At 67.2% G+C, this 16,519-nt stretch carries 16 protein-coding genes; 10 read left to right on the forward strand and 6 right to left on the reverse strand.

Going from position 1 to position 16,519, the window contains the following annotated elements:
- Positions 1-3: 3 nt before the first annotated feature.
- From M7H45_RS11115 to M7H45_RS11135, 5 genes are read left to right on the forward strand one after another with little or no spacing between them, the layout of a single operon-like run.
- Positions 4-1,137 carry an ABC transporter ATP-binding protein gene (locus M7H45_RS11115; RefSeq protein WP_298216930.1) on the forward strand — a complete coding sequence of 378 codons (1,134 nt, stop codon included), beginning with the start codon at positions 4-6 and terminating at the stop codon, positions 1,135-1,137.
- Positions 1,134-2,360, forward strand: a complete 1,227-nt coding sequence (locus M7H45_RS11120; RefSeq protein WP_298216931.1) for a spermidine/putrescine ABC transporter substrate-binding protein — start codon at positions 1,134-1,136, stop codon at positions 2,358-2,360. The genes M7H45_RS11115 and M7H45_RS11120 overlap by 4 nt, the downstream gene beginning before the upstream one ends.
- A gap of 12 nt (positions 2,361-2,372) precedes the next feature.
- A complete protein-coding gene (locus M7H45_RS11125) occupies positions 2,373-3,230 on the forward strand; it encodes an ABC transporter permease (protein WP_298216932.1) in 858 nt (285 codons plus the stop codon).
- The gene (locus tag M7H45_RS11130) at positions 3,227-4,060 is read left to right on the forward strand and encodes an ABC transporter permease (protein WP_298216933.1); all 834 of its coding nucleotides are present in this window, start codon (positions 3,227-3,229) and stop codon (positions 4,058-4,060) included. The genes M7H45_RS11125 and M7H45_RS11130 overlap by 4 nt, the downstream gene beginning before the upstream one ends.
- 31 nt (positions 4,061-4,091) lie before the next feature.
- A complete protein-coding gene (locus M7H45_RS11135) occupies positions 4,092-5,030 on the forward strand; it encodes a cation diffusion facilitator family transporter (protein ID WP_298216935.1) in 939 nt (312 codons plus the stop codon).
- On the opposite strand, the gene M7H45_RS11140 is transcribed toward M7H45_RS11135, so the two are convergent.
- The 6 genes from M7H45_RS11140 to M7H45_RS11165 form a co-directional block, all read right to left on the reverse strand.
- Positions 5,023-6,552 carry a hypothetical protein gene (locus tag M7H45_RS11140; RefSeq protein ID WP_298216936.1) on the reverse strand — a complete coding sequence of 510 codons (1,530 nt, stop codon included), beginning with the start codon at positions 6,550-6,552 and terminating at the stop codon, positions 5,023-5,025. The genes M7H45_RS11135 and M7H45_RS11140 overlap by 8 nt on opposite strands.
- A gap of 3 nt (positions 6,553-6,555) precedes the next feature.
- Positions 6,556-7,506: a prolyl aminopeptidase gene (gene pip / locus M7H45_RS11145; protein WP_298216937.1), complete on the reverse strand. Its 951-nt coding sequence runs from the start codon at positions 7,504-7,506 to the stop codon at positions 6,556-6,558.
- Between the two features lie 5 nt (positions 7,507-7,511).
- Positions 7,512-8,660, reverse strand: coding sequence for a DegT/DnrJ/EryC1/StrS aminotransferase family protein (locus tag M7H45_RS11150; protein ID WP_298216939.1), 1,149 nt, complete (start codon positions 8,658-8,660; stop codon positions 7,512-7,514).
- An 11-nt stretch (positions 8,661-8,671) separates the two neighbouring features.
- Positions 8,672-10,561: a nucleoside-diphosphate sugar epimerase/dehydratase gene (locus M7H45_RS11155; RefSeq protein WP_298216940.1), complete on the reverse strand. Its 1,890-nt coding sequence runs from the start codon at positions 10,559-10,561 to the stop codon at positions 8,672-8,674.
- An 87-nt stretch (positions 10,562-10,648) separates the two neighbouring features.
- Positions 10,649-11,113: a RidA family protein gene (locus M7H45_RS11160; protein ID WP_298216942.1), complete on the reverse strand. Its 465-nt coding sequence runs from the start codon at positions 11,111-11,113 to the stop codon at positions 10,649-10,651.
- 29 nt (positions 11,114-11,142) lie between these two features.
- Entirely contained in the window at positions 11,143-12,648 is a 1,506-nt protein-coding gene (locus M7H45_RS11165; protein ID WP_298216944.1) for a TSCPD domain-containing protein, read from the reverse strand.
- 206 nt (positions 12,649-12,854) lie between these two features.
- Between M7H45_RS11165 and M7H45_RS11170 the strand changes: the two genes are divergently transcribed.
- The 5 genes from M7H45_RS11170 to M7H45_RS11190 all read left to right on the forward strand — a co-directional run.
- Positions 12,855-13,211 carry an NADH-ubiquinone oxidoreductase subunit NDUFA12 family protein gene (locus M7H45_RS11170; RefSeq protein WP_298216946.1) on the forward strand — a complete coding sequence of 119 codons (357 nt, stop codon included), beginning with the start codon at positions 12,855-12,857 and terminating at the stop codon, positions 13,209-13,211.
- Complete coding sequence (gene mlaD, locus M7H45_RS11175) at positions 13,208-13,741, forward strand: outer membrane lipid asymmetry maintenance protein MlaD (protein WP_298216948.1); 534 nt, start codon at positions 13,208-13,210, stop codon at positions 13,739-13,741. Before M7H45_RS11170 ends, mlaD begins: the two co-directional genes overlap by 4 nt.
- Positions 13,741-14,391: a DUF2155 domain-containing protein gene (locus tag M7H45_RS11180; RefSeq protein WP_298216950.1), complete on the forward strand. Its 651-nt coding sequence runs from the start codon at positions 13,741-13,743 to the stop codon at positions 14,389-14,391. The genes mlaD and M7H45_RS11180 overlap by 1 nt, the downstream gene beginning before the upstream one ends.
- A gap of 162 nt (positions 14,392-14,553) precedes the next feature.
- Entirely contained in the window at positions 14,554-15,591 is a 1,038-nt protein-coding gene (locus M7H45_RS11185) for an OmpA family protein (protein WP_298216951.1), read from the forward strand.
- A gap of 200 nt (positions 15,592-15,791) precedes the next feature.
- The coding region (locus tag M7H45_RS11190; protein ID WP_298216952.1) for an outer membrane protein at positions 15,792-16,519 on the forward strand (728 nt) is incomplete at its 3' end.

Genomic DNA, 16,519 nt, shown 5'->3' on the forward strand with positions numbered 1-16,519 from the left:
CGTATGAGCGCCCCCCTCTCCGCCGGTCAGGATGTCAGGCTGGAGCATGTTGTCAAACAATTCGGCGGCTGGACGGCGGTCGACGATATTTCCCTCACCATCAAGGGGGGCGAATTCTTTTCCCTGCTCGGCCCCTCCGGCTGCGGCAAATCCACCACGCTTTCGATGATCGGCGGGTTCGAATCGCCGACCTCCGGCGCGATCTATCTGGCGGGGGAGGATGTCAGCCGGCTGCCCTCCTATAAGCGCGACGTGAACACGGTGTTTCAATCCTACGCCCTGTTCCCGCATCTCGATATTTTCGAGAATGTCGCTTTCGGCCTGCGGCGCAAGGGCGTGAAAAAAGCCGAGATCACCGAGCGGGTGAATACTATGTTGAAACTCGTCGATCTCACCGGTTTCGCCAAGCGCAAGCCGGGGCAGCTTTCCGGCGGGCAGCAGCAGCGCGTGGCCCTGGCCCGCGCTTTGGTCAACCGGCCGAAGCTTCTGCTGCTGGACGAGCCGCTGGGCGCGCTCGATTTGAAACTTCGCAAGCAGATGCAGATCGAGTTGAAGCGCATCCAGCACGAGGTCGGTATCACCTTCCTCTTCGTCACCCATGACCAGGAGGAGGCGATGGCGATGTCCGACAGGCTGGCCGTGATGTCCAAGGGCCGGATCGAGCAGGTGGGCACACCGGCGGAGGTTTATGACCATCCGGCGACGGAATTCGTCGCCTCCTTCCTCGGCGCCTCCAATTTCATTCCGGGGGAGGTGGTCGGCCAAAGCGGCGATACCGCCGCGATCCGGCTCGAGGATGGCGCGACGGTCAACCTGCCCGCGCGCGCCTTGCCGCCGGCGGCGAAGATGGTGAAAATCGGCGTGCGTCCGGAAAAATTCATCATCCTCGCCCGGAATGAGAGCGCGCCGCCGGGATGGAACGCGATCGAGGCCAGGACCGGCGTCTCGGTCTATCTCGGCGTCAGCCGCCAATACATGATGGAGAGCGCCAGCGGGCGGCCTCTGAACGTCTATACACAAAATTCCGGCCAGCTCGGTGAGCTCGCCCCGGGCGAGACGGTGCGGCTCGCCTGGCATCCCGATCATACATTCGCCGTCAACGCCAACGAGACCCAACCCGAAGGAGAGCAACGATGAGCAAGGACGATCAGAACGGCCGAGATCTGACCCAGGCGTTTTACCGGGGCCTGACGCAGCCGCGTCTCAGCCGGCAGAATTTCATGCGCGGCGCGGGTGCCGCGATGATGGCGGCGCTGGCGCCGCAAATCGCCCGGGCCGAAAAGGTGAAGGATTGGCCGGCCTGGTGGGCGAAGCAGAAGCCGACCAAGGAGTTCGTCTTCGCCAACTGGCCGCTTTACATCGATGTTTCGTCGGACGGCAAGGACCATCCCTCCATCGACGAATTCACCAAACAGACCGGCATCCATGTCACCTATAAGGAGGTGATCCAAGAGGTAGGCCCCTTCTATGCCCAGGTGGCGCCGGTGCTGAAGGCGGGCCAGGCGACCGGCTATGACATGATGGTGATCACCAATGGCTGGTACCTCACCGAAATGCTGATGCAGAACTGGCTCGTGCCGATCTGGCAGGAGAAAGTCCCGAATTTCGCCAAGAACGCCAGCCCCAGCGTCAAGAATCCGCCCTTCGACCCCGGCAACAAGCACACGATGGTATGGCAATCGGGGCTGACCGGCATCGCCTATAACCCCAAGCTCACCAAGCGCGAGATCACCAGCTTCGATGATCTCTGGGACCCCGCCTTCGCCGGGCATATCGGCATGTTCAGCGACATCATCGAAATCGGCAGCGCCGCGATGCTCAAACTGGGCATCAACCCCACCACCTCCACCCCCGCGGATTGGGAAAAGGCCGCCGCGATCCTGAAGGATCAGAAAGCCAAGGGCCTCGTGCGCCAATATTACGATCAGAGCTACATCAACGCGCTGGAAAGCGGCGATGTCTGGATCACCATGGCCTGGTCCGGCGATGTCTACCAGGCCAATTCCAAGGGCTATAAGGACCTCAAATTCGTCGTGCCCAAGGAAGGCTGCTCGATCTGGCACGACAATATGTGCATCCCTGTCGGCGCGAAAAATCCCCTCTCCGCGCTGGAATGGATGAATTACTATTATACGCCGGAGGCGGCCGGCCTCGTCGAGGATTACGTGAATTATATCTGCCCGGTGCCGGCGGCGAAGGATTACATCCTCAACGTCATCAAGGACCCGGATGTCGCCAATTCCCCGCTGGTCTTCCCGCCCGAATCAGAGCTGGCGCGGACGCATGAATACCATCCGTTCAAGAATTACGCCGAATATCAGAAATGGTTGAACATCTTCAACCCGGTCGTCCAGGGCTGAGGGAGACGAGGCATGCGGCTCGGCGGCAAATTAGCACCTTATTTGCTCAGCCTGCCGGGCTGGGCCTATCTGCTCGTCTTCTTCCTCATCCCGCTCGTGTCCATGCTCGGCATGGCGCTGGCGGTGGGCGACCCGATCTCCGGATTCGTCATCTCGTTTAATTTTCAGGAATTCGTCGACGCGTTCAACGGCTATCAGGCGCCCTTCATCCGCTCTTTCTGGTACGGCACCGCCTCCACCATCGTCACCTTGCTGGTCTCCTACCCCGTGGCCTATTGGATCGCCTTTTACGGCGGGCGCCATAAAAGCACTTATCTGTTCCTCATCATGCTGCCCTTCTTCGTCTCCTTCGTCATCCGCGTGCTGGCCTGGGAGTTCATTCTGTCCGATCAAGGGGTCATTCTCGGCACGCTGAAGCAATTCGGCATCCTGCCGCAGAGCAGCCGGATTCTCTCCACCCAATGGGCGGTCATCGGCGGCCTCATCTATAATTCCTTCGCCTATTACGTGCTGCCCCTCTACGTGGTGCTGGAGAAGCTGGACCGCCGGCTGGTGCGCGCCGCCAACGATCTCTACGCCTCGCCCGTGACCGCCTTCATGAAGATCATCCTGCCTCTTTCCGCCCCTGGCATCTTCGCCGGTTTCCTGCTCGTTTTCGTCACCAATGTCGGCGATTACGTGAACGCCGCGCTGCTCGGCGGGCCGGGCACCTACATGATTGGCAATATCATCCAGGACTCCTTCTTCCAAAGCCAGGATTATCCGATGGCGGCGGCCCTCTCCTCCATTCTCATGCTCATGCTCATGGTGGCCATCCTGCTCTACTCCAAGGCCTTCGGCACCGACACCATTCAGGAATACGCCGCATGAGCGCCGCCGCTTCCCTGCCGCCACCCCCCTCGGCCTACCGCCCCCGCCGCCTGGGGGAGCGCGTGCTGGGCATCTTCACCTGGGCGATGATCATCTACACCATGCTCCCCATCGCGGTGATGGTGGTCTTCAGTTTCAATTTCGCCCCCAATGGCCGCATCGCGCTCAACTGGCAGCATTTCACCTTCGCCAATTATGGCGACGCCTTCGCCATTCAGGATCTCACCGGCGCGCTGATGCACTCGCTGGAGGTCGCCATCGGCAGCGCCCTGGCCTCGGCCCTGCTCGGCACGCCGCTGGCCCTGGCCCTGGCCCGCTACCGCTTTTTGGGCAAGACGCTGACGGATCTGGTCATTTTCGCGGATATCGCCGCCCCGGCCGTGGTGGTGGGCGCCTCGCTCCTCTCGATGTTCCTGGCCCTCAACCTGCCGCGCGGCCTGCTAACGATTTTTATCGCCCATGTCGCCTTCAATCTCGCCTTCGCGGTGGTGGTCATCCGCGCCCGCGTCTCCGGGCTGGACCGCGCCCTGGACCGCGCCGCGGCGGATCTCGGCGCCACCCCCTGGATCGCGTTCTGGACGGTCATCTTCCCGCTCATCCTGCCGGGCATCGTCGGCGCCTGCCTGCTCTGCTTCATGCTGTCCATCGACGATCTCATCATCACCACCTTCGTCGCGGGGCAGACATTGACCTTCCCGCTCTGGGTCTATGGCGCGGTCAAGGTCGGCATCCCGCCCCAGGTCTTCGTCCTCTCCACCTTCATCTTCGCGGGCGGGGTTCTGCTGGCGCTGGTCAATATTGCCCTGGCGAGCCGCAAGCAGGCGGTCTAACCTGCCGGTATTCGAGCGAGGAGAGAGAGCATTGCCGCATGATCACGGCCATGACCATGCCGGCGCGCATGGTCATGGCGGCCATAGCCACGCCCCGGCGGATTTCGGCCGCGCCTTCGCCATCGGCCTCGCGCTCAATCTCGCCTATGTGTTCGGGGAGGCCGGTTTCGGCCTCGCCGGGCATTCTCTCGCTTTGCTCGCGGATGCCGGGCATAATCTCAGCGACGTGCTGGGCCTGGCCGGGGCCTGGGGCGCAACGGCGCTGGGGCGCAGGCTCCCCTCCGCCCGCTATACCTACGGGCTGCGCCGTTCCTCCATCCTCACCGCGCTCGGCAACGCGGTGCTGCTGCTGGTGGTCACTGGCGGCATCGCCTGGGAGGCGATCCAGCGCCTCTTCCACCCTGGCCATCCCGCCGGCCTCACCATCGTCGTCGTCGCCCTCATCGGCATCGCCGTCAACGGCGTCACGGCGCTGCTCTTCCTCTCCGGCCGCAAGAACGACCTCAACATACGCGGCGTCTTCCTGCACATGGCCGCCGACGCCCTGGTTTCGGCCGGCACCGCGGCGGCGGGCTTGGTCATTCTGTTGACGGGTTATAGTTTGGTGGACCCGCTGGTCAGCCTCGCCATCAGCGTGGTCATCGTCGCGGGCACCTGGTCTCTGCTCCGCGATTCCCTCAATCTCTCGCTCGACGCGGTGCCGGAGGGGATCGATCTCGCGGCGGTGGAAGCCTATCTGCGCGGCCTGCCCGGGGTGGTGGCAATCCACGATCTCCACATCTGGGGCTACAGCACCAGCGATACCGCCCTCACCGCCCATCTCGTCTCGGATGAGGTGGAAAGCTCGGCGCTGCTGCCGCGCATCGCCGAGGATATGCGGCATCGTTTCGGCATCGGCCACGCCACCATCCAGCTCGAATCGACGGAGGTCGCGGCGGCGTGCCATCTCCGCCCGGCGGAGGTCATTTGAGGCTGAGCGGCGCGGCGCAGAGGTAAGGCGGCAGCCAGCACGGCCAGCCGAGGCCCGGCGCGGGGCGGAACCGCGCGAGGGCCGGGCGCGGAAACGGGCCGGGCAGCGTCACCTCGTCCCCCACCAAACCCGTATCGGGGCGGCTGGGCGGAATGCCCGCCAGCACGTTCCACTCCTCATCGCCGGCGAAGGGACGGCGCAATGCCTCGGCATAGATCAGCCCATCCCGGCCCGGGACGAGATGAATATCGAGCAGATTATATTGCGGCCCCAGCCGGTCGGCCACCAGGGACCGGCCGAAATACACCGCCTGAAATGACACCGGCGGCGAGGAAAACAGCACCAGCCGGGCCGGTTCGCGCGGGCCCGCCGCCACCGGGCGCAAATGCAGGCAGGCGGGCAACAACACCACCGCCAGGGCCAGGGCCGCGGCGGCGGGGCGCTGGCGGCATTGGCGCAGCCACAGCCAGGCGAACAGGGCCAGCAGCGGCAGCAGCCATTTGAAATAATGGATGTTGTTATATCGCCACAGCCCGCTGGGCAGCAGATCGGTATAAGCGAGCATCATCACAGTATAGGCAAAAGCCGGCAAGGCCAGCAGAGCCGTCAGCCAGCGCCGCCCCCGCCGCGCCAGCATCAGCAGCAGCCCCGCCGCGCCCAGCGGCAACCAGGGCAGAACCGCCAGCATGCCTTGCCCGTACGGGTACCATGGGCGCGGCTCGATGAGGATGACATAGGCCTTCCAGCCCAGCCGGGCGAAATCCAGGCCGAAGGCGGCGGAAAGCCGCATATAGGGCGTGGGATGCGGCCCATAGATGGCGAGATACAAGCCCAGATAGGCGGCGATGACGGCCACGCCCCCGGCGCAGAGCGCGGCCAGCCCCCGCCAGCCGCCCGGCCGGGCGAGCAGCGGCCCCAGCAAGCACAGGCCGATCAGTCCACTCAGCACGGCATCGGCCGGGCGGCAAAGGGGGATCAGCCCGAGCAGCGCCCCCAGCCCGCAACTCAAGCCAAGGGTGGGGCGGCGGGCGGGCGGGCCGGCGAAGCGGCTGGCCAGCCCCAGCGCCAGCCAGATCAAGGCGGCGGAGAGGGTCGTCGTCCAGGGAATCAGCCATTGCGAGGCGATACGGGGATAAAGGATCGTCGCGGCGAGAAACAAGCCCAGCGCCAGCCAGCGCCCAACGCCGAACCGCGCCGCCACCAGCTGAAACCCGGCCAGGGCGGCCAGATAGCAGAGCAGATCGGGGGCCAGCGACGCATAAAAATCGGGCAGGGCGGCAAAGGGCGCCAGCAGCAGCGGGTAGAGCAGCGGATACCAATGCAGATCCGGGCGCAACGCGCCATGCAGAAAGGCGCGGGCGGAGACGAAATAATGGCTTTGATCCGCCCAGCCCGACCAATAGGCGGGCGCCAGCCCCTTGAGTGTCGTCCGGTCCGACTTGATGGCGGCCAATAGCAGAAACGCCAGCGCGGCGGCGAGCCTGTCCCCCTGGGCGCGGCAAACCCGGCTAAATCCCTCCATCCCTCACAGAAGCTCCCGGCTGCGTTCCAGCGCCGTCAGCAGCGCCGCCCGCACGCCCGGCTCCAGCGCGGAATGCCCGGCATCGGGCACGATGGTCAGCCGGGCGGTTTTCCAGGCGGCGGCAAGGTCGAAGGCCGATTGCGCCGGGCAGATCATATCGTAGCGGCCCTGGATGATTTCCGCCGGGATCGCCTGCAGCCGCTCCATATGGGCAAGCAGCCCGCCCGGCGGCAGAAAGAGGCCGTGACGGAAATAATGCGCCTCGATCCGCGCCAGCCCGATGGCGGTGCGGTCCTGGGCGAAGGCGGACACCGCCTCGAAACTTGGCAGCAGGGTGGAGCAGGACCCCTCATAAACGCTCCAGGCCCGCGCCGCCGCGGCCTGAACGTCCGGGTCCGGATGGGTGAGGCGGCGGAAATAGGCTTCCAGCAAATCGCCCCGCTCCTCTGGCGGCAAAAATCCGGCGAAGGCGGCGTGGATGTCCGGAAAGACGCGCCGCAAACCGTAGAGGAACCACTCCACCTCCTGCGGCCGGCCGAGAAAAATGCCGCGCAGCACCGCGCCCGCCACGCGCCGGGGGTGGGCCTGGGCGTAGGCGAGCGCCAGGGTCGAGCCCCAGGAGCCGCCGAACAGCAGCATCCGCTCGATGCCGAGAAACCGCCGCAGCGTCTCGATATCATCGACGAGGCGGGGCGTGTCATTGCCCTCCAGCCCGCCTAGAGGGCGCGAGCGCCCGGCCCCGCGCTGGTCGAAGACGATCAGGCGCCAGATGGAGGGGTCGAAAAACCGGCGATGCACCGCCCCCGCCCCGGCCCCCGGCCCGCCATGCAGAAACAGCACCGGCTTGCCCGCCGGGTTGCCCACCTGCTCCCAATACATCACATGCCCGTGCGAAAGCGGCAGATAACCGGATTCGAACGGCCCGATATCGGGAAAGAGATCGCCGCGCGGCATGGCCCTCAGGCGCCCAAGGCCCGGCGCAGCACCGCCGCCACCCGCCCGGCCTGCTCATCGGTGAGGTCGGGATGGATGGGCAAAGCCAAAATGCGCGGCCCCAGCCCTTCCGCCACAGCCAGCCGCGCGCCGTCATGCGCGGCCCGGTAGGCGGGCTGCTCGTGCAAGGCGCGGGGATAATACACGGCATGGCCGATCCCCGCCGCCGTCAGCGCCGCCCGCGCCGCCTCGCGCGCCGGCTCGTCCGGCAGCAGCACGGCATAGACCGCCCAGGCGCTTTGCGCCCCGGCCAGGCGGGCGGGCACCTCCACCACATCCGCCAGCGCCGCGTCGTAAATCCGCGCGATAACCTCGCGCCGGGCCAGCTCCGCCTCGAACAGCTCCAGCTTGGCCAGAAGAATGGCGGCCTGGATCGTATCCAGCCGGCCATTCATGCCGGTGCGCAGCACCTCGTAGCGCTGCGCCCCCTCGCCATGGCTGCGCAGCGAGCGGTAGAGCGCCGCCCGCTCCGCCGATTGGGTGAACAGCGCACCGCCATCGCCATAGGCGCCGAGCGGCTTGGAGGGAAAGAAGCTGGTCGCGGTGGCGTCCGCCGCCTTGCCGAGGCGCACGCCGTGCTGGGCCGCGCCGAAAGCCTGGGCGCAGTCATCGAGGGTGAACAGCCCCTCGCGCGCGGCGATGGCGCCCAGCCCCGGCCAATCGGCGGGCTGGCCGAACAAATCCACGCCGATGATCGCGCGGGGCTTGAGCCGCCCGGCCTCGCGCACCCCGGCGATGCGGGCGGCAAGGCTCGCCAGGTCGATCTGGAAACTGCGCGGATCGACATCCACGAAGACCGGCGTCGCGCCCAGCAGCAGCGGCACCTCGGCGGTGGCGGTGTAGGTGAAGGCGGGGAGAAACACGGCATCGCCCGGCCCGACGCCCTCGGCCATCAGCGCGATCTGCAGCGCATCGGTGCCGGAGCTCACGCCCACGCAATGGGCCGCCCCGCAAAACGCGGCGAGCCGCGCCTCCAGCTCCGCCACCTCCGGCCCCAGCACGAACTGCCCATGGGCCAGCACCGCGTCCAGCCGGCTCCGCAAGCTCTGGCCGAGCCGCCTCTGCTGCGCCTGTAAATCCAGAAAGGGAATGGGCGGAGGGAGGGCGGCGTTCATGGCCCGGCAGATTACTCCGCCGCGCGCGTGAGGGCGAGACCCGGCGGGGCCGAAAATTCCGGCACCATGGCGTGCAAAACCGCCATCGCGCGGGCTTCGTCCCCGGCTTGCGCGGCCACCGCCAGCGCCCGCAGGGCCGTCCCCACGGCGGCGAGATCCACGAGGCGCGGCGTTGCCATCAACAACCCCTCATGTTCGGTCGGCACGGGCTGCTCGGCGCCGTGGAACAGCTCCTCAAACAGCTTCTCGCCGGGGCGCAGCCCGGTGAATTTGATCTGAATGTCCTCATCCGGCCGGAGCCCGGCCAGGCGGATCATCTGCCGGGCGAGATCGACGATCCGCACCGGCTCGCCCATATCCAGCACGAAGATGCCGCCATCCGGAATCGCCGCGGCGCCGCTGCCGGCCGCGGAGGCCTGCAACACCAGCCCCACCGCCTCCCGCACGGTCATGAAGTAGCGCTGCATGCGCGGGTCGGTCACCGTGAGCGGACCGCCCTGGGCGAGCTGGCGGCGGAACAAGGGCACCACCGAGCCGGTGGAGCCGAGCACATTGCCGAACCGCACCGTCACGCAACGCATGCCGGCGCCGGCGCGCCGGGCCTGCACGTCCAGGGCCTGGGCATACATCTCGGCCAGGCGCTTGGAGGCGCCCATCACCGAGCTGGGGTTGACCGCCTTATCGGTGGAGATCAGCACCATCAGCGCCGCCCCGGCCCGGGCGGCGGCATCCGCGACCACCTGGGTGCCGAGCACATTGGTGCGCAGCCCCTCCAGCCGGTTGGCCTCGACGATCGGCACATGCTTCAGCGCCGCGGCATGAAAGACGAGTTCGGGCCGGAACCGCGCGGCGATGGCGGCGATCACCGGCGCGTCCCGCACATCCGCCACCACGGCGCGGCGGGACAGAGCCGGATATTGCTCGCCAATCTCCAAATCGATCTGCCATAAGGCGAATTCGGAGGAATCGAGCAGGAGCAGTTCCGCCGGGGCGAACCCGGCGATCTGGCGGCATAACTCGGCGCCGATGCTCCCGCCCGCGCCGGTCACCATCACCCGCCGCCCGGCGATCAGCGCCGCCATCGCCTCCCGGTCCAGCGTGACCTGGCGGCGGTTGAGCAAATCCTCGATGGCGATGGGTTGCAGGGCGATTTTCTGCTCCGCCGGGGCGAGACGGGTCAGGGAGGGGGCGCGCATCACCCGGATCGCCCGTGTCTCGGCCCAACGGATCAGCCTCGTCAAGCGGTCGCCGGTCAGTTGCGGAGCGGCGAGAATGAGCAAATCCGGCTCATCGGCGAGACGGCGCAGCGCCGTCTCCATCTCATCCACCGCCCCCACCACATCCAGCCCATGCACCCGCCGCCCCACATGTTTCTCGGAGAGAGCAACGAGCCCGGTGATGCGGTAGGGCGGAGCGGGTTGCTGGGCGTGGGCGGCGAGGAACAGCCCGGCATTCTCGCCATCTCCCACCAATAGCGCGGTCTGCGCCGCCAGCGCCTCGCCGCGCTGCTGCCGCGCCAGCCGGTAGAGCAGCTTGGGCACGGTGAGGGCGGCGCCGAGGGTGAGGGCGAGGATGACCGGAAAGGCGGGCGAGGGCAGCGAAAACCCGCTTCCCACCATCAACAGGCAAAGCATGGCGGCGGTGACGAGGGCGGCGGCGCCGAGCAGCAGAAGATCCCGCGCGGAAACGTAGCGCCAATGCAGGCGCGGCAGGCCGAAGGGAATGCCGATGAGCCAAATCGCCGCCGCCCCGGCCAGCGGCAAGGCGCGGGGATGCGGCACCGGCGCGGCGGGGGTGGCGAGCCAGAAGCTCAACCCCACCGCCAGCGCGGCCAGTACGCCATCCAGAAAAAGATTGACCGCCATGCGCCAGGGCAATAACGGATTGTCGCGACGGCTCATGCCGCCTTATAGGCGCGGGACAACGATAGAAAAAAGCGCCACCAGGCACGCCAGATGGTGCTTACCGATTTTTCACGGAAATGTTGATTATCCGATATGGAACAGGCCCTCGACCTCGACCGCCGCGTCCAGCGGGAGGGAGGCCACCCCCACGGTGGAGCGGGCATGCCGCCCGGCCTCGCCGAACACGGCGACCGCGAGATCCGAGGCGCCATTCATCACCACCGCGTGCTGGGTGAAATCCGGCGCGCAGGCGATGAACCCGCCCAGCCGCACCACCTTGGTCACGCTCTCCAGCCCGCCCGGCAACGCCGCTTGCAACTGCGCGAGAATATTGATGAAGCAGAGCCGCGCCGCGCGCTGGCCATCCTCCAGCGAGAGGCCGCCGCCGAGCTTGCCGGTGACCTCCACCTTGCCGCCGATGGCGGGGAGCTGGCCGCTCACCGTAACGAGAGCGCCGGTGATGTTCACCGGCACGTAATTCGCCACCGGCGCCATGGCCGCCGGCAGGCAGATGCCGAGTTCAGAGAGACGCGAGGATACAGTGCTCATGGCGCGGCCTTTCTCGCCAGGGTTTCGCCTCAACTCACAAGCTTCAGGCCGCGGCGGCGCTCGCGCGGGGTCGCGGCGGGAAGGTCGAGCGGCAGCAGCGGCGCGCGCTCGGCCGCAACCTCGCCCAGCGCCTCCCCGGCGTCAATATCGGCGGGCGGGAGCCGGACATCCGCCAGATAATGCGCCGCCAGGTGGCGGAACGCATAATCCAGCAGGGAGGTGGCGGCGGGCACGGCCGGGTCGCCTTCCACCAGGCCGGCGGGGCCGAAACGGGTGCAGGTGAAGGCCTCGACAAAACTCTCCAGGCTCACGCCATGCTGGAGGCCCATGCTGACCGCCATGGCGAAGGCCTCCATCAGCCCCTTGAAGGCGGGCCCTTCCTTCTGCGGGGCGATGAGGATTTCGCCGAGCCTGCCATCCTCATACTCGCCGGTGGAGAGAAACACCTTATGGCCGCCCACCGCCGCCTTCTGCGTGTAGCCGCTGCGCCGGGGGGGCAGCGGGGCGCGCCCGCCGGTCCGTTCCGGCGCCGCCGGGGCGCTGGGCCGGGCGGGCATGGCCGGCACCAGCGCCGCCAGGGCCGCGTGCATCGCGGCATGGGCGGCGGGGGCGGGAATGGCGAAGACATCCTCGCCCGCCAATTGCCGGGCCAGCGCGGCGGCGGGAGTGAGTCCCCGCGCCGCCAGAGCCTGCCAGGCCCAGGGCGCCAGCGCGCCGGCCTCATCCAGGGCGGAGCGGGCGGGGGCGAAATTGACATGGGACGCGCCCAGCAGCGCCTCCACCTCCGGCTCCTCCAGAAACCCCAGCAGGCTCTCATGGCGGCGCGCCCGCAGACGGGCGGCTTCCTTCACGGACGCGGCGGCGCGCGCCAGCAACTCCGGCAAAGCGCAGGCGGCGGGCAGGCTGGGGGCGGCGACCGGCCAGCCCGGCGCCAGCCCGCGCGCCCGCAGCCCGGCGGAGGCGATATCCGCCTCGGCCCCGATATAGGCGGCGAGGGTCACGGCCAGCTCCCGCGCCTGCGCCGAGGCATAGGCGAGGCCGAGCCGGGCGAGGAACATGTTGAGATCGGTGAAGCCGAGCCATAGCCGCGCCGCCCCCGGCGCCGCGAGGGTGAGGGCGGTGACGGCCAGACGCGCATCCGCGCCCAGCGATGGGGCATCGAACCCGCCCGTCTCGTCCAGATAGGCGGAGGGATTGAAGACGAACCCCGCCCGCCCGCCAGGCTGGCCGCGCCAGATAGCGAGGCCGGGGCTGGCGCGGCGGCGGGCCAGCATCCCGTGCAATCTCGCGGCGATGTCTTCCGTGAGGCCCGCGGCTTGGGCGCGGGCGGCGATGGGGTTGATCCAGCCGGCGGCGGCCTCGGCGATGGCGAGGCGGGGGCGCCCCGGCAGAATGGCGGCCAGCGCCTCCGCCCCGCCCTGCCCCCAGGGCGCGGGGAGGGTCACCCGCGCGGGCGGCGCGTCCGGGTCCGCGGCGGCCAGGAAGGTGGATTGCTTGATTCCCCGCCAGGTTTTGGCGTCGCCATTCTGTGCCATGCCGGCAGTTTAGGCGGGGGACCCGGGGAATAAAAGTGGATATGGTGGTGATTCGATCATCCAGCCACAAAATCCTGTGGATAGCGGGCAAAGCGCCGGATGAAAAACCCCGATGGACCAATGGCCCGGCTTCACCTATATCCAAGGCCATGAAACCCGCCGCTCCCGCTTCCTCCCCGAGGACGAGGCCGCTTGGCCTGAGGGGATTGTTCAGCAATCCCGGCCTTTTCTTTCTCACGCTGTTTCGCGGCCGCCTGATCGGCGAGGACAGTCTGGGCAACCGGTATTACGAGCGGCCGGGCAGGCCCTTCTCCCGGCGATGGGTCGTCTATGCCGGCATGGCCGACCCATCGGCGGTGCCGCCGGAGTGGCATGCCTGGCTCCATCACATCACCGAGGCGCCGCTGCGTGACGAACCCGCCTATCCCTGGCGGCGCCCGCCCCGGCCCAACCTCACCGGCACGCCGCTCGCCTACCGGCCGCCCGGCCATGATTATATGGGCGGCCAGCGGGCCCGCTCCTCCTCCGATTATGAATCCTGGTCGCCGGATCAAGGCCGATGACCCGCCGCATCCCCGAGCTCGCCACCGGCCTGGCGGTCATCATCGTCGCGGCGCTGTTTCTGTTCTACGCCCTGCGCAGCGCGGGCGCCATCAATACGGGCGGCTACCCGCTGCAAGCCCAGTTCGGCTCCATCGGCGGGCTGACGGTCGGCTCGGACGTGAAGATCGCGGGCGTGGTCGTCGGTCATGTCGCCGCCGAATCCCTCAACCCCACCACCTATGCCGCCGTCATCAAGCTCGCGATCAACGATAACGTCAAAATTCCTGATGACAGCAGCGCCTCGATCACCTCGGACGGGCTGCTCGGCGGCCCCTATGTCTCGATCTCGCCCGGCGGCTCCAACACCATGCTGAAACCGGGCGCGAGCTTCCCGGTCACCCAATCGGCCATCAATGTCGAGGACCTCATCGGCAAATTCATCTTTTCCATGGGCAATGGCGGCCCATCCAAGGGGGAAAGCGCCAACGGAGCGCCCAGCCAGCCCGCCACCCCCTCCCAACCCGGCAATCCGGCGGCGCTGTCGCCATAATGCGGCGTCTGTTGCTGGCCATGGCCGCCTTGGCGCTGGGCGGCGCGGTGCGCGCCCAGAGCCTGCTCGGCCAGAGCGCGCCAGGGCAATCCGGCATCGCCGTTCCCCCCGCGCCGCCAGTGGTCGCCGCTCCCTCGGCGCCAACGCCGCCGCCCGCCCCCGCGCCATCCGCCCCGCCGCCCGGCCTGGTGCAGACCCCTCTGCCTCCGCCCAGTAGCCCGGCCGCTGCCACTGGCGATGAAGGGGCGCCGGCCTCGCAGCCCTCCCTGCCGGAAGCCGTTTCGCCCTCCGCGCCGAGCGCCGCCCCCGCCCAACCAGCCCCGCCGGATGTCCCGCCCCCGCCGCCCAATAGCTGGGTCCCCGGCAAGACCGCCATAATCGGCGTGCTGAACAAGGTGGATGGCAGCAGCGGCACGATCACCGTCCCGGTCGGCGGCCAAACCCAGACCGGCGATCTCATCCTCAGCGTCCAGGCCTGCCTCAGCCGTCCGCCGGGGGCGCTGCCGGACGCGGCCGTGTTTCTTACCCTAGAGCCGAAAGCCTCGCCGGATGCGGCGGCGGTTTATCGCGGCTGGATCGTGCGCTCCGCGCCCGGCGCGGCCGACCCCGGCAACGCCGTGCAGGCGTTTCGCGTCATCTCCTGCTCCTGATCCTCCGGATCTCCTGCTCCTGATCCTCCGGCGAACGCGCTTGTGCCTAAAATGCAACAGCTCTGGAATGTTAACGCGCAATCTGGATTTGCCCTGTTGATTCACCGGAAGCGAAGCTAAATGGTGGTCGTAAATTATTTCTCATCTACTTGGAGTCATGACATGAAGCTGCGCTTAGCTCTCGCTGCTGCCTCCTGCCTTGTGCTGCCTCTCGCGGCGCATGCGCAGCCCGTCACCGGTCCTTATGTCAGCATCGGCGCTGGCACCACCATCGAGGAACCGATGAACATCAACGACCGGGGAACCGGCCCGCTGAATGGCGGCGGAAAGGCTTTGTTCCGTCCCTCCTATTCCGGTGACATCGCCGTTGGTTACGGCCTGGGCAACGGTTTCCGCATCGAGTTGAACGGTAATTATTACCGTAACACCGTCCACAAGATCGACCGTGATGGCGGCGGAATGTATTCCGCGACCGGCGGCCTCAACACCTACGGCCCGATGATCAACGTTCTGTACGACATCGACGCCGGGATCCCGGTCTTCCCCTATGTCGGCGCCGGCGCCGGCTATCAATGGCAGCATTTCGACAGCTCCCTGCACGCCTCCAACGGCAGCTATATCGGCGGCTCGAAAGGCAGCTTCGCCTATAACATCATCGGCGGCCTGGCCTACCCCCTGCCGCTGCCCGGCCTGTCCCTCACGGCTGAGTATAAGTTCACGCAGCTGACCGCCAGCCGCAATTACGGCAACATGCATGTCGGCCAGTCCACCAGCCACACCTTCCTGCTGGGTCTGCGCTATCAGCTCTTCCAGCCGCCGCCGCCCCCGGCCCCGGCCCCTGCCCCGGTCGCCGCTCCGGCTCCCGCTCCGGCCAAGACCTATCTGGTGTTCTTCGATTGGGACAAGTACAACCTGACCCCGCGCGCGACCCAGATCATCGCTCAGGCGGCCCAGGATTCCAAGACGCAGAACGTCACGACCCTGGAGGTCAATGGCTACACGGATACCTCCGGCACGCCGCAATATAACATGGGTCTTTCGATCAAGCGCGCGAAGGCGGTTGCCGCCCAGCTCGTGGCCGATGGCGTCCCCGCCTCGGAGATCGAAATGCACGGTTACGGCGAAACCCATCTGCTGGTGCCCACCGGCCCCGGTGTGCGCGAGCCGCAGAACCGCCGCGTGGAAATCATTTTCCACTAAGCTCCGCATGACACGAAAACCCCGGCAGCGATCTGCCGGGGTTTTTTATTTCGTGGGTGTTTTTTATTTCGCGGGCATGGAGTGGTATTTTGGTGACAGGCTTGGCTTCCTTTCATCGCCCCCCTTCGCAATCACGCGATTTACCGCCAGATAGCGTGAAGGCCCGAGATCAACGCGGCACGCCCAAAGGAGTGATATTGATGCAGTTTCGAGCAGCCTTCCTGGCGGCCTCCGCGCTGGCGGCGCCCTTCGCGTTAGCAACCCATGCCTTCGCCCAGCCGGTCGGCGGCGTCTATGTCAGCCTGGGCGCCGGCCTCAGTTTGGAGAGCACGCCGAAAGCGAAGAATCTCGTGCTGGACGGGCAGAACCTGCCCGGCTGGGTCCGCCCGGTTTTCAAGAATGGCTACGATGTCCAAGGCTCCGTCGGCTATGGCTTCGACAATGGCTGGCGGGTGGAGCTGGAAGGCGATTACATCCGCAACGGCGCCAGCAAGGGCAAGATCAACGGCGTCTATTACCCCGCCGCCAGCGGCGTCGAGGGGCGGTATGGCGGTTTCGTCAACGGTATTTTCGATTTCGATGTCGGCCTGCCCTGGCTCTACCCCTATATGGGCGCGGGCATTGGCTGGCAGCAGGTGCGCTTCAACGGCATCTCCGGCTACGGGTTCAATGTCGACCAGTCGCGCGGCTCCCTCGCCTATCAGGGCATCGTCGGCCTCTCCTTTCCCATCGCGCCGGTGATGGGGCTTTCCGCGACGGTGGAATACCGGTTCATCGGTCTCGCCACCGCCCGCCGCTATAACGGCAACTGGAACGGCGTTCCCGCCTCGTTCAAGCAGCAGGGCGAATATAATAACGAGTTCAATGTCGGGCTGCGCTACGAGTTCGCGCCCCCCGCCCCGCCGCCGCCCGCCCCGGCCGCGGCGCC

Origin of the sequence: Acidocella sp. (assembly GCF_027352905.1) — a bacterium.
In the GTDB taxonomy this organism is placed as follows: Bacteria; Pseudomonadota; Alphaproteobacteria; order Acetobacterales; family Acetobacteraceae; genus Acidocella.

Coding starts and splice junctions, on each gene's coding strand:
- M7H45_RS11120 (WP_298216931.1), top strand. CDS start 1,134: ATGAGCAAGGACGATCAGAACGGCCGAGATCTGACCCAGGCGTTTTAC.
- M7H45_RS11165 (WP_298216944.1), bottom strand. CDS start 12,648: ATGGCACAGAATGGCGACGCCAAAACCTGGCGGGGAATCAAGCAATCC.
- M7H45_RS11115 (WP_298216930.1), top strand. CDS start 4: ATGAGCGCCCCCCTCTCCGCCGGTCAGGATGTCAGGCTGGAGCATGTT.
- M7H45_RS11185 (WP_298216951.1), top strand. CDS start 14,554: ATGAAGCTGCGCTTAGCTCTCGCTGCTGCCTCCTGCCTTGTGCTGCCT.
- mlaD (WP_298216948.1), top strand. CDS start 13,208: ATGACCCGCCGCATCCCCGAGCTCGCCACCGGCCTGGCGGTCATCATC.
- pip (WP_298216937.1), bottom strand. CDS start 7,506: ATGCCGCGCGGCGATCTCTTTCCCGATATCGGGCCGTTCGAATCCGGT.
- M7H45_RS11180 (WP_298216950.1), top strand. CDS start 13,741: ATGCGGCGTCTGTTGCTGGCCATGGCCGCCTTGGCGCTGGGCGGCGCG.
- M7H45_RS11155 (WP_298216940.1), bottom strand. CDS start 10,561: ATGAGCCGTCGCGACAATCCGTTATTGCCCTGGCGCATGGCGGTCAAT.
- M7H45_RS11150 (WP_298216939.1), bottom strand. CDS start 8,660: ATGAACGCCGCCCTCCCTCCGCCCATTCCCTTTCTGGATTTACAGGCG.
- M7H45_RS11130 (WP_298216933.1), top strand. CDS start 3,227: ATGAGCGCCGCCGCTTCCCTGCCGCCACCCCCCTCGGCCTACCGCCCC.
- M7H45_RS11140 (WP_298216936.1), bottom strand. CDS start 6,552: ATGGAGGGATTTAGCCGGGTTTGCCGCGCCCAGGGGGACAGGCTCGCC.
- M7H45_RS11160 (WP_298216942.1), bottom strand. CDS start 11,113: ATGAGCACTGTATCCTCGCGTCTCTCTGAACTCGGCATCTGCCTGCCG.
- M7H45_RS11125 (WP_298216932.1), top strand. CDS start 2,373: ATGCGGCTCGGCGGCAAATTAGCACCTTATTTGCTCAGCCTGCCGGGC.